This window comes from Frigoribacterium sp. AP1 (assembly GCF_056680555.1).
In genome coordinates, this window is the sequence record NZ_CM155288.1 from 2700179 (window position 1) to 2712585 (window position 12407).

At 61.5% G+C, this 12407-nt stretch carries 12 protein-coding genes; 9 read left to right on the forward strand and 3 right to left on the reverse strand.

Translation table 11 applies throughout. The features are described from left to right. Positions 1 to 257 precede the first annotated feature (257 nt). The 5 genes from AC1MBW_RS12875 to AC1MBW_RS12895 all read left to right on the forward strand — a co-directional run bounded on the left by AC1MBW_RS12875 (position 258) and on the right by AC1MBW_RS12895 (position 5715). Positions 258 to 1379 carry a DNA cytosine methyltransferase gene (locus AC1MBW_RS12875; RefSeq protein ID WP_480024712.1) on the forward strand — a complete coding sequence of 374 codons (1122 nt, stop codon included), beginning with the start codon at positions 258 to 260 and terminating at the stop codon, positions 1377 to 1379. Beyond that, entirely contained in the window at positions 1376 to 2470 is a 1095-nt protein-coding gene (locus AC1MBW_RS12880; protein ID WP_480024713.1) for a DNA cytosine methyltransferase, read from the forward strand. Before AC1MBW_RS12875 ends, AC1MBW_RS12880 begins: the two co-directional genes overlap by 4 nt. 4 nt (positions 2471 to 2474) lie before the next feature. After that, positions 2475 to 3485 (forward strand): HNH endonuclease, encoded by a 1011-nt coding sequence (locus tag AC1MBW_RS12885; protein ID WP_480024714.1) that lies wholly within the window; start codon positions 2475 to 2477, stop codon positions 3483 to 3485. A gap of 218 nt (positions 3486 to 3703) precedes the next feature. After that, the gene (locus AC1MBW_RS12890; RefSeq protein ID WP_480024715.1) at positions 3704 to 4798 is read left to right on the forward strand and encodes a hypothetical protein; all 1095 of its coding nucleotides are present in this window, start codon (positions 3704 to 3706) and stop codon (positions 4796 to 4798) included. After that, positions 4795 to 5715 (forward strand): hypothetical protein, encoded by a 921-nt coding sequence (locus AC1MBW_RS12895; RefSeq protein WP_480024716.1) that lies wholly within the window; start codon positions 4795 to 4797, stop codon positions 5713 to 5715. Before AC1MBW_RS12890 ends, AC1MBW_RS12895 begins: the two co-directional genes overlap by 4 nt. Positions 5716 to 6100: 385 nt before the next feature. Here the strand turns inward: AC1MBW_RS12895 and AC1MBW_RS12900 are convergent, their stop codons facing one another. Together AC1MBW_RS12900 and AC1MBW_RS12905 are read right to left on the reverse strand one after the other, a co-directional pair. Next, positions 6101 to 6481: a DUF4839 domain-containing protein gene (locus AC1MBW_RS12900; protein ID WP_480024717.1), complete on the reverse strand. Its 381-nt coding sequence runs from the start codon at positions 6479 to 6481 to the stop codon at positions 6101 to 6103. An 829-nt stretch (positions 6482 to 7310) separates the two neighbouring features. Further along, on the reverse strand, positions 7311 to 7970 hold the full coding sequence (locus AC1MBW_RS12905) for a dihydrofolate reductase family protein (RefSeq protein ID WP_480024718.1): 660 nt from the start codon (positions 7968 to 7970) through the stop codon (positions 7311 to 7313). Between the two features lie 16 nt (positions 7971 to 7986). Here AC1MBW_RS12905 and AC1MBW_RS12910 point away from each other — a divergent pair, with 16 nt between their 5' ends. The 3 genes from AC1MBW_RS12910 to AC1MBW_RS12920 all read left to right on the forward strand — a co-directional run bounded on the left by AC1MBW_RS12910 (position 7987) and on the right by AC1MBW_RS12920 (position 11492). After that, positions 7987 to 9939 carry a hypothetical protein gene (locus AC1MBW_RS12910; protein WP_480024719.1) on the forward strand — a complete coding sequence of 651 codons (1953 nt, stop codon included), beginning with the start codon at positions 7987 to 7989 and terminating at the stop codon, positions 9937 to 9939. Beyond that, positions 9930 to 10667, forward strand: coding sequence for a hypothetical protein (locus AC1MBW_RS12915; protein ID WP_480024720.1), 738 nt, complete (start codon positions 9930 to 9932; stop codon positions 10665 to 10667). Before AC1MBW_RS12910 ends, AC1MBW_RS12915 begins: the two co-directional genes overlap by 10 nt. An 87-nt stretch (positions 10668 to 10754) precedes the next feature. Beyond that, positions 10755 to 11492, forward strand: coding sequence for a hypothetical protein (locus AC1MBW_RS12920; protein ID WP_480024721.1), 738 nt, complete (start codon positions 10755 to 10757; stop codon positions 11490 to 11492). A 153-nt stretch (positions 11493 to 11645) separates the two neighbouring features. On the opposite strand, the gene AC1MBW_RS12925 is transcribed toward AC1MBW_RS12920, so the two are convergent. After that, on the reverse strand, positions 11646 to 12161 hold the full coding sequence (locus tag AC1MBW_RS12925; RefSeq protein ID WP_480024722.1) for a GNAT family N-acetyltransferase: 516 nt from the start codon (positions 12159 to 12161) through the stop codon (positions 11646 to 11648). Between AC1MBW_RS12925 and AC1MBW_RS12930 the strand changes: the two genes are divergently transcribed. Next, a complete protein-coding gene (locus tag AC1MBW_RS12930; protein ID WP_480026132.1) occupies positions 12042 to 12389 on the forward strand; it encodes a hypothetical protein in 348 nt (115 codons plus the stop codon). The two genes, AC1MBW_RS12925 and AC1MBW_RS12930, sit on opposite strands and share 120 nt — an antisense overlap. Positions 12390 to 12407: the final 18 nt, after the last annotated feature.

Genomic DNA, 12407 nt, shown 5'->3' on the forward strand with positions numbered 1-12407 from the left:
GAGTGAGCATAGGAAAATCGATCGCTCTCCCCAAATCCTGCGGTCGAGTGGGTATCGAGTACGGGCGTGCGGATGAGGGCTCTTTCTTGACGCGGCCTTCGGCGTGGGCATTGTCGAGCGTCTGCCCGTCGAGGCGCGGCGCGCATCCCTTATGCCGACTCGAAACCTGCTTAGGTTGTCTGTCGGATGTCTGCAGGAATGTCGGTGGTCTTGCCTACGTTGCCGAGCATGTCTGGATTAGCAGTAAGGGAACCCTTGTGAGTAATGGTGTGCCGATTATCGACTTGTTTTCTGGCGCCGGGGGGCTCGGGCTCGGAGCGCGTCTCGCAGGTGGCGACTTGCGTCTTTCGGTCGACAGTGACGCGTACTCCTGTGAGACGATGCGCGCAAATCCAGAATTACACGGCGGGCACGTTCTGCAAGCGGACGTGACTACCCTCCACGGCAACAAGCTCAGAAATTTGGCTGGTGTGGAAGCCGAAGCAGCTCTTGTCGTCATTGGGGGAGCCCCGTGCCAACCTTTTAGTAAGGCCGCCTACTGGGTCGACAAGGGCGACGAAGCAGCCTATAGACGAGCGCGCACCAAAGGCGAAGCCGTCAAAAGGGTGTCCGAGCCCCTTGAAGCTCGTCCCGACAATAGGAGAACCCTGGTCAGTGAATTTCTCCGACTCACTCTTGAAGCGGATGCCTCAGCGTTTGTTTTCGAGAATGTACCCAGCATCCTGCACCCTCGAAACAAAAACATCTTCGAGGCACTGAACGAGGACGCAATAGACGCTGGCTACATGACGCAGACTGTCGTAGCGACGGCAACAGACTACGGAGCGCCTCAAGCTCGCCAGCGCGTCTTCCTTATCGGGTCACGAGCCGCACAACCCCAGTCGCCTATCCCGACGCATTCGAGGAGCGGCCAGGATGGTCTTACGCCGTGGCTGACTTCAGGGCAGGCATTGCAGGCCTTGGCGGATGACGGTACTACTCGCCCGGAGGAGGTCATTACGGGTCGATGGGCAGACCATCTCAGAGATGTGCCTCCTGGAATGAATTACAAGTTTCACACCGCTTGGGCCGGTCATCCAAATCCGACATTCGAAACGGAAACGAGATATTGGAACTTTCTTTTGAAGTTAGACCCTGAACGTCCTTCCTGGACAATTCCTGCGAGCCCGGGCCCCTGGACAGGTCCTTTCCACTGGGACGGTAGAAGACTGCGAATTTCTGAGTTGGCGGCACTCCAATCATTCCCTGATGGCTACAAGTTTGTAGGACCGAGGCGTGAACAAGTGCGGCAGATTGGGAATGCAGTTCCCTCAGTGATGGCTGCAGCCATGGTCGAATCTGCGCTCTCGACGCTTACTAAGAAAGAAGAAAACAGGTGAGGCGAACCAAGGTTCTTAGTCTGTTCTCAGGGTGCGGCGGGCTCGATTTGGGGTTTGTCCAAGCTGGATTTGATGTCGTCCTTGGGGTCGATAACGATCCTTTCTCCGCGCAAAGCCATTCGGCAAACTTTCCTGATGCAAAATTTTTTGCTGGGAGCATCGCCCAATTTTCCGAAGGTGAAGCGAGGTCGCTCCTCGGAGGCGAGGTATTGGACGATATAGAGATATTGATAGGTGGGCCTCCGTGCCCGCCGTTCTCGAAAAGTCGCTTTTACCGTACGGAGATGCCTCGTGCGATGGAAGATCCAGTCGGTGAAGTGACGATCGGCGGTTACCTAGAAACTCTTGCGTGGCTACGTCCGAAGGTTTTCTTGCTCGAGAACGTGGCAGGAATGTCTTTCAAGGTCCACAAAGAAACTTTGGATCACATACTTAAGACGGCCGAAGGCCTTGGCTATACGTGCGACTTTCGAGTTCTGAACGCGGCCGATTTTGGCGTGCCTCAGATTCGTCAGCGGTTCTTCATCATTGGCACATTGAGAGGCACCTATGACTGGCCGCAGCCGTCGCACGCGGACCCCTCTAAGGGACTGGGCTTGGACATAGAGCCTTGGCGTAGTGCGGGCAGCGTTATTGGCGACCTAGATACTGACGAGAATGCTGAAGACGCCGGACACATGGCCGGTGGGAAACACCGAGATCTTCTTGAGTTGATTCCCCCTGGCGAGAACTACTTGTACCTGACCGAGAAGCGAGGGTATAAAGACCCGAAGTTTGAATGGCGAAGCAGGTATTGGTCATTCCTGCTCAAGCTGAGTCCTGATATGCCATCGTGGACTATTCAGGCACGACGGTCAAATAACATGGGTCCCCTGCACTGGAGAAACCGTATCCTGCGAATTGAGGAAGTTAAGCGCCTCCAGACGTTCCCAGATGAGTGGTATTTGGCGGGCAATGTGGAGCGGCAGTGGCGACAAGTTGGAAACGCTGTACCTCCCAGGCTTGCCAAAGTTCTGGCTGAAAATATTCTGCAGCTGTTGGAGTCTCCCGAATGGGGGGTTCCAGCTGGAGAGCAGACTTCAATACATTGACGAGATGTCAGACCCGATTTTATCCCCCCGTGAACTTCAGCTGAAAGTGCGGCAGTCTCTCGCGGCGGGCGGTAATGACATCGTTCAGATCTCCGGCGCGGGTGCAAAGCCTTACCTCTTCGCCCTGACTCCTCCAGGGGGAGGCGCCAGTAAAACATTTCGGGTGTATGCCTGGAACGCCACGCACGGAGGCGGACGCAAGCGGGCGCCTGACGAGTATCGAGTCCAATTCACGGGTGATTTCCCGCAGATTGTGGCTGGCCAGACCACTGTCGTCATCGGGTGGAGTGAGAAGTTCCAGGTCTTCATTAGCTGGGATGCTGAGGCGCATCAAGACCGCCACGCCAGTTCTCCCTCGCTTCAAGTCCGGCAGGCGACTATCGAATCCGCCCGCGACCGTGGGCTGGCCGCTTCACTTCGCAATAGCGGTGACGTCGTCGTCGCCATTGACCCTGCTTTCTTGTCCACATATTTCTGGAATTCTTCAGTACTTCACGGTCACGCATCGCAATCTTTCGTGGATGCTATTAACGCTATTCCCCTCGAATCGCCGTCTCAGCCCGTTGACTCTCTGATAACCAACCCCGTGGAGGACCCTCGCGCTCAAGTGCTGAGTACGGTTCGACGTAACTATCGTGCGTGGGACTTTGGTGTTCGCGTTAAAGCTGCGTATTCAAATTCTTGTGCGTTCTGCGGGTTGCAACTCGGCTTAGTTGAAGCTGCTCACCTTGTTCCAGTTGCCTGGCCGGGAAGTACAGACGCCACCTCAAATGGTGTAGCTCTGTGTAGAAATCACCACAAGGCATACGATTCGGGCGTCATAAATATCTCAGATGATCTTCGAATTCTTGTTTCTGAAGACGTGCTAAGCCGTTTCGGGAAGACAGGAATGGATGGAGGTAGCGGGGAATTTCGTTCGCTGGCGGGTCGTACTTTGTCGAACCTGCCAAGCACACCGGAGGATCGACCTGATGCTCGAAATATCGCGCTCGGTAGGCAGGTGAGAGCGTGGTAGAGGCTCGCCCCTGGCGCTTCCTCTTCGAAGCGTTACCTTGCGCTTTCAGTTGTGGCTTGGGTCTCGCGTTAACGTCCGTAGACGTAGGGCACGGGCCATGCCTTGACAAGTGGGCGAGCCTGTCTATGCCTGTCAGCCGCACCACCTCCCCGACTGAATGAGCAATTTATCCTGAGATCTCGGGCAGAGAGTGTGTTGCGTTAGGCATAACTCGAAAAGTGATCTACTCTCAGATTGTGGCCTCAATATCAAGCTCTGGCGAACTAAAGAACTTAAAGCTGTCTGAACTTCTACTTGACTGGGACAATCCTCGCTTGCCCCAAGATATGCAGAAGGCAGACATTTCTCAGGACGATCTAGCGTGGTACATAAATAAGCACTACGATCCTTTGAGCATCGCGGACAGCGTCGCTAGGCACGAGTACTTCTTGAGTGAACCGTTGATCGCTGTGCCCGAGGGCAAGTTTTTTAGAGTAATCGAAGGCAATCGTCGCCTAACTGCTCTCAAGGGACTCGCCAGTTCGGCTCTCCGTGCGCGATTCGCATCGGAAAACAAAGCCTGGAATCGACTGCCGCCGGCCAAACTTCCATCATCGATTCCTGTACTTGTGGTCAAAAATGAGGCTATCGTCGCGCCTCTCCTAGGGTTCAGGCACATCTCAGGCATCGAGCCTTGGGATCCACACGCCCAGGCGCGGTATATAGCTCGTCTTGTAAGTAATGAGAATCACAGTCTTGATTACGTAGCAAACTTGGTGGGTCGTCCTCCTACTGAGGTCAAGGCCATGTATCGGGACTACGACATACTTGAGCAGGGTGAAAAGGAATTTGGACTGGATACGTCCAAGGCTCGCGATGCGTTTGGTGTTTTCACAAACGCTATGGCTAGACGTGGTGTCCAGAATTACCTAGGTGCAAAAGCGCCTAGGTACACTAATCCAGATTATTTACCGCTCCCAGATGCTAGTAAGAAGCACCTTGGTTATCTGCTGGTGTGGATATTCGGGGATAATCGTGGGGGCGGGAAGGTTATTGCCGATAGTCGACAGCTCGGCGACCTCGCGAAGGTCCTCGGTGATCCGCACGCAACAGAAGTGCTAGAAGGTTCGGGAATTCTCGCTGATGCGCTGGAAGCCATGGACGATGTTACGGATCAATTCACTACCTCGGTGGGTCGTATCAAGCGAGATATGGATCGAATTCTCTTGATGAATCACCATGAGGTGCCTGGGTCGCTCTGGTCAGACTTCAAGTCCACGGTCGAGGAGCAGATGGAAGCCATCGCTGTCAAACGAGACGAGCTCGAAGAATGACTCATCTCGCCACTCCTGTGGATTACGACTCCCACTCACTGGCCGAGTTTGCCGAAGCAAGCCTCATTCTTGGCGAGGATGATTACTTGAGTGCAGTGGAACTTCTTCGGTGCTTTCCCGCAGGGAACCAACCTACGGAAGCGCAAGTTGACGACTTGTTGATGGAGATTAGCCGCCGGGTTAGTGCTTTCGGAATGCTGTACCCATTTGCGGTTGAGGAAAGAGGTATCTCGTTCGAGCGATCCTCTATCTCGGATTTGTACGCTTCCCTCGTCATTCTGTCACTGAAAGGAACGTATCTTAGACGTTCACATGGCTTCCCGCGATCAGATCCAATATTCGACGGCATAGCAGAGCAAGCCTTTTTGTCTTATATGGGAGATGGGGCCAGGAGTGTTCAATTTGGATGGCCTCCGCGTGGTGGCCGTCCAGGCATCTTTCCCGAAGCGGTGGCATGGCTTGCAGAGCGAATTGGCATCGAGGTTCGCGATGATGACATTCCGAGCAACTACCTGGACGATGGAGTAGACATTTTTGTCTGGAATCCGTTCCCGGATGGACGTTCGGGTTTCATGGTCGTGGCGGCTCAAAATACGGTTCAGTTTGACTATAGGAAGAAGCCCAGAGACGTTACCCCGGCACATTGGCGTGAGTGGCTGCGACTCGGCACGGCACCAACCGTGGGGTTTGCGATTCCATTCTCAATGCCGAATAGCGACCCTTGGTGGCACACTGTGCAGACCGACGTGCACATAGTTCTCGATCGAGGGAGAATCTTATTCTCATTGTCGGACCAGAACCCAGAGTCCTGGGACATTTGGCCTCTAATAACAAGCTTTGTGTCTGACGAGCGAACTGCTTTTGAATCGCTACAAGACGGGGACGCGTCAATAGTTACGAGGCGAAAAGTTCGCTAATTTGTCGCCATCGGGCCTTCGGCTTCTTGGGTCACCGTACTTTCTCCGGGAGTAAGGCACCTAAAGGTGCCGCCAACAGGAAGGCGCACGGGCGGCTGGTGAGGCCTTAGGCTGCTGCGTTCCATTGGGGGGTTTGCTTGAGTGGCTAGGTGACCCCGAGATGTCTGCGCGTATATCCATAATGGTAGTTGTCCTGAAAGCGTCGTAAGACAATCGCTCGTCGGTGCGGCTGGCCGCTATGGTGTCGCGACTTTCTTAGCCTGTCGACACTTGCCATGCATACTGATCATTGCTATTTTCTAGAAGAATCGGCTGTCCAAGGATGACATTCTAATGTCGAGGGGCATCCTTGCCGATCTTTGATGATTTGAACGCAACCACAACTTCAGCGAGTCAGCGTGGTGACGGGATCTAGTTGGAATAAGCATGTTTTGGGCTCGTAATCGACGACCCGTGCGGTGAAGCGCAGCATTGTTCCGACGCCAACCGAGTCGGGAACAGCGCCCGAGTAGTGGAGGTCTGACGTCGTGTTCACGTCCCGGAATTGGAAGGCGGGTCCGGCGGCCGATGTCTCGCTGAAGTCGCCGGCGCCCAGCAAGAGGTCGTAGCGGGTTTTTGCTCCGTCATGCAGGTTGAGTGCAGCTATATATCCGTCGAAGGTCAGCATGTGATCTCGGTGGATCGACGCGAAGGTAGCAATCGAGGCATCACAATAATCAGTGTTCTGCAGGAGTGCAGCGAACGCAGCACTGTTTTCGATGGTCACGGGGGACTCGTCACTGAGTGCGCTCGGCCTCAAAGTTGCGTCTGGTGATGGCGACTCTAAAACCGTTACATCCGAAGCGGCATCGGCACTCGGCTCAATGGTTTGGGTACCCTCTCTGGCTTCTGTGATCACACCCCCGATCACGATGCCTACGACTGCGAGAGCGACGACGCTAACGCCTAGGACATAAAAACGAATCGGACGAGTCCGTATTTGGCGTCTGAAGACGAACTCGGTCCGTAAACGGCCGCGCGACTCAGCGACGATCTCCCAGCCCTCTTGCTGCCACTTCGAACGAGTACGCCCTTCCATCCCTCGGACGCAGCGGACTGCCTTGGACTCGTAGCGCACACCGTCTTCCATGGCCATACTTGCTCCCCCTTCACTGCAACACCCGACTAGGCCTCGAATCTATTGGCTGACAGCGGTTCCTCTGGACCACCGGTATGCGGTCGCGCGGTATCGAGAGGGGACCGGCCTGAGGCGGGAAGCGACCGAAGTCGCTTCCCGCGACGGAGCTACATCCGCTTGCAGTTACCGCACAGGGGCCAGTTGTTCGTGCCCTGTCTCTTGTTGGCCTGCGGAATCTGCTGCCCGTTCGGACAGTTGTCGAAGACGTGGTGCACGTCTGGGTCTGTCTGAACGGTCGAGTGGTAGGGAGAAACGCGCATGAATGACTCCTTCGTCTTCAGATCGGCAGCAACATGCTGCTGGCATCAAGCTACGTGGCACCACCGACACGCACCGACGGAGGGGCCCAGTTTTAGCAATGGGACAAAGGTGAGAGTCGGGTTCGAAGTCAGCCCGCGCCTCCTTGGTGTCGTCGGTTCTAGGTGCTCTCGTACCGCTTCTGGTACGTCGTCGCGACGGCGCCGGAGGCGAGGTCGTGGCGGGCGGTCGGGATGAGGTCGAGGGGATGGGGGAGGCCGGCGAGCAGGTAGGGGCCGTGGCCGGCGACCCAGGGGTGGACGGTGAACTCGTACTCGTCGACCAGGCCCCAGCCGACGACGTCGGTGGCGAAGGTGGAACCTCCGAGGCGGAGCGGACCCCCGGGACGGCTCTTCAGCTCGCGCACCGCCTCGCGCAGGTCTCTGCCAAGCAGCTCGGCATTCCAGTCGACATTCTCGGGCGTCGTCGACGCCACGTACTTCGGGATCTCGTGGATGGTCCGCGCGAAGGGCTGCATCCATTCGGGGAACGCGTCGGAGGCGGGCGGGCGCCGGGACTGCTCCATCAGCTCGTAGGTGACCCGCCCCAGCAGCAGACCGTCGGCCTGCGCGAGAGCCTCCGCGGCGAGCCGGTGGACCTCGGCATCCGGTCGACCCTCACGGTGGTCGATGCATCCGTCGAGCGTGACGTCGATGGAGTACGTGAGCGTCCTCGTGCCGGGGAGGCCAGCCTCGTCGTGGTGTCGCCCCCAGAGGTGCCCCCCAACCGGGGCGCCGGCGGGCAGTCGAGCCTGCGGGTCGTGCAGAATTGAGGTATCCACGCCTATCATCAGGGGCATGGGGGTTCATTTCGACGACGCTGCCGCGTCCGCGCTGATCAGGGTCGCGCGGGCCGCAGACGACGCATTCACAGGGCAGGGGACGACTCGGCGCAGCGCCGCCGAGACGGCCATGGACGGCTTCAGCGGGGGCTACGCCGACCTCTTCCGCGTCGCGTGCGCGACCGAGTCCGAGGAGCGCGGCCGGCTCGCCCACGCCATGGACGACCTCGCCCAACAGGTCGAGAAGGCCGGGCAACAAGCCACCGCCGAGAACGCCCGCCGCGACGAACTGGCCTCGTGGCAGGCGCGCGACACCGAGCGCGACGACCGGAACCGCGCCTCCTTCTTGGGGGATCTCGTGGGCGACGTCGAGGAGTTCTTCGACCCCCGACCCACCACGCCTCCCGTCTCGCCCACGCCGATCTCGGTCGCGTTCTCGAGCACCCAGCGCACCCGGACGAGCAGCGGCAACGGGTCCGGCACCAGCAGCGCCACGACCGAGAACCTGCGGACGTTCGTCGTCCAGGCGAAGGCGTGCAACGTCGTCCTGCGTCAGCAGCTCGGCCTCGTGTCCGACGCCTGGGCACGCTTCGTCGGCGGCAGCTCGTGGGTTCCGCTCGGGACCGTGTCGTTCGTCGACGGCGGGTCACGACTGGCCGACGAGAACGACGAGGACGTCGCCTGGGTCGAGCACATCGCGACCGCTTTCGAGCAGGCCGGCAGCGGCACGCTCACCAACCGCTCCCTCGACCTGGCCGTCGCCGCCTTCCTCGAGGCCCAGGGCAACGACCCGGTCGACCTGCTCTCGCACATGGACCCCGAGGTCGCGGCCGCGTGGCTCGCCGCGAACCCGAGCGTCCTCGAGGGGCTCGTGACGTCACCGCCCGCATGGGGAACGCCCTCCACCATCATGCAGGCGATCGTCGCCGCCGAGCGCGCCATCGGGGCCGACCCCCTGCACTACGCCTCGGTGCTGCAGCAGCTCTACGTCACACGGGCCGCCGAGAAGACCGGCATCGACCTGGCGACCTGGGACACCTCGCGCGGTGCCCCGGCCTTGATGGGCCAGGTGGCCGGATCGTACGAGTACTACGCCTCGCTGTACCTCGACAACCCCGACTTCACCTGGGCCGGCATGGCCAACCTCGTGGGGCCGGACTTCGCCGCCGGGTTCCTCGACCTGCACTCGTTCCGCGACCACATCGCGACGATCGCCCCGCTCCTGCCGCCGTCGATGCGGCCGCTCACCGACCAGGTGGCCCAGATGGGTGACGACGAGCTCGCCTTCTACGAGAAGACCTTCCTCGACATGCAGAAGAACATCTTCTACGACGCCTCGACGATGCACGAGGCGTACCTCGCCGACGGCATGGCGGGCATCACCGAACTGCAGGCCGCGGGGTTGCTCAAGGGGCCGAACCAGAGCGAGCAGCAGGCCGCCGTCTCGTCGCAGACCACCTTGCAGGCCTGGCAGGACATCGACACCGGCATCCGCACCGGCAACACCGACCTCGTCGACTCGGGCAACGAGGCGCTGCTCTATCGTGAACAGCACGACACGATCCAGCGTAGCTACGACCAGATGCGCGACCACGAGCCGACCGGGGAGGCACTGACGACCATGCTCGGAATCGTCGGTGACGCGTCCATCCCCGACACCAAGACGCTCGGCCAGTACGAAGGAGGCTTCTCGGTTCCCCTCGACTACGTGCCGAGCCTCCCGGGGGTCCAAGGCCAGATCGAGACCTTCAACATCCCGACGACGAACATCTCGGAATTCGACGTGCGCTGGGACTACATCGAGAACGACACCCTGCCCGCGTGGCAGGAGCTTGCACACGGCGACCCCGAGCGGGCCCGCGAGCTCGTGGGCGGCTCCGTTCCCGACCGCATCGACGACCGACGTCTCGACCACCGCCTCGGTGGCCTGCTCGACGACCTGCACGACACGGAGTTCGTATGGCAGTGAGCCGCACCCGCCGACTGGCCGTGACCCTGGTGGTCGCGACCACGGTCGGCCTGCTCGCCGGCTGCACACCCGCAGCCGAGCCGACCCCCAGCACCTCCAGCCGACCCGACGGAAGCGAGCCCGCCGTGACCCACAACGGTCCGCAGCCCACAGCCATGACCACCGAGGACGGCGTCGAGGTCTGGGACCTCACCGTGCCGCCCAGCGCCGAGGCGTTCGGCATCGACACGAGCGACGGTTCGACGTCCGGGGTTGAGGTGGGTGCGTACAGCTCGTCGGGCGGCGGGGGACGCCCGGTGCGGTTCCTCCTGCCGGGGGGCAAGACGGTCGACGTGCGCGCCAACGAGGTGATCTTCCAGCTCAACGACTCGCCCGAGGGGGTCACCGATCCCACGTCCGGCGAGGTGCTGGTGCCCGCGGGGCGCAAGTTCTCGCTGCGCGTCGACGCGCCCGCCGCCGAAGGGGCCGAAGCCGGCGTGGCCGCCTACCAGGAGGCGCTGGCTGCGGTGGGACTGCCTGCCGACACCGTGGACGAGCTGCGACAGAAGATCGACGGCGGTCCGACCGGCCGGCCGGGTGATGCCCCGCAGTCGATGGGCGTCAATGCGGACCTGCCCCGTCAGCAGGGCGTCGGGTTCGGGGTGAGCACGATGTTCCAGCCGGACACGGACGACCTGGTGTTCTTGCTCGAGTACGACGCGGACTGGGACGTCGTCCCGATCCCGTGACGTGACCTCCGGTTGCTTCGATTTCGTCGTCTTCACGATCTCAGGACCATTCCGACTGCTCGAAGACCTGCACGACACGGAGCTCGCATGGCATCGACCCGCAGCCGCCGCCTGGCCGCCACCCTGGTGGTCGCGACCACGGTCGGACTGCTCGCCGGCTGCACGCCCACGGCCGAGCCTGCCCCTGGCACATCGAGTCGATCCGACGGACGCGAGCTGAGCGTGAGCCACCATGGTCCGCAGCCCACAGCCATGACGACCGAAGACGGGGTCGAGGTCTGGGACCTGACCGTGCCGCCGAGCGCCGAGGCGTTCGGCATCGACACGAGCGACGGTTCGACGTCGGGGGTGCAGGTGGGTGCGTACAGCTCGTCGGGCGGCGGGGGGCGCCCGGTGCGCTTCGTGCTGCCCGGGGGCACGTCCGTCGACGTCCGTGCGAACGAGGTCACCTTCCAGCTCGACGACTCGCCGGAGGGTGTCGACGATCCGACGACCGGCGAGGTGCTCGTGCCCGCCGGGCGGTCGTTCGGCTTGCGGGTGGACACGCCCGCCGTGGAGGGAGCCGACGCCGGCGTGGCCGGCTACCAGGAGGCGCTCGACGCGCTCGGACTGCCCTCGGACACCGTCCGCGAACTCGAACAGAAGATCGCGGCCGGTCCGACCGGCAGGCCGGGCGACGCCCCCGAGCGGATCGCCGTCAGCGCCTCCCTCCCACGCGAGCAGGGGATGCAGTTCGGAGTCGGGACGCGATTCCGGCCGGACCAGGACATCACGGTGTTCCTGCTCGAGTACTACGCGAACTGGGACGTCGTCCCGATCCCGTGATCCGTTGCCCGTTGCCCGTCACCCGGCGAGCCCCGCGACTCGCCTCTGCAGCCGGGGGGTTGAGTGGTCGCGAATCGTCGTTCGGGCAATGGTCAAGGACGATCCGGGACCACTCGATGACGGGAGGGGCGGACGTGGACCGACCCGCGCCTCCTAGGGGGTCGTCGGGTGGAGGTCGGCGAGGGGACGCGACCAGGCGACCTCGCGGGCGAGCTGGCCGGTGGCGCGGAAGAGCTGCACCTGGTGCGAGTCGGGGAGGGCCGCGGCGAGGGCGTCGCGGTTGGCGGGGGTGAAGCCGAGCTTCTGCCAGAACGGACCGGAGCGGCGGGAGAAGAGCCAGGCGTGGCGGGCTCCGTGCGCGGCGGCGTCGGCCAGGGCGTGGCGGGCGAGACGGGAGCCCGCGCCGCGCGTGCGGCCGGGGGGAGCGACGGCGACGCTGCGGATCAGGGCGTGGGCGCCGTCGGCATCGGTCGGGGCGACGGGGACGAGGGGCATGCTCGCCATTCCTCCGGGGGAGTCGCGCGAGCGGCACCGATCTAGCATCGAGGGATGCTGTTCGTCGTCCCGCTCATCGTTTTCGCCGGGTGCGCCGTCGTCTTCGGCACGACGCTCGCCGCCGCTCGCGGCTGGCTCGGCGTGAACCACCTCGCCGGCATCCCGTTCCGGCATGTGATGGCTTCGCCCGAGACGTGGCAGGCCGGGCACCGGGCCGCACTCGTTCCGGTCACGGTCGGGTGCGCGCTCGCCGTGGGGTCGATCGTGGTGCCGCTCGTCGTCGGCCCGTCGGAGGAGGCGATCGCGTTCTGGGCAGCGGGGAGCATGATCGTGCTGTTGTTCGGGACGCTCGTCGGGGCGTTGCAGGCGGATCAGGCGGCGACGGACGTGCTCGAGAAGTGAGCCACGTCTTCGAAACGA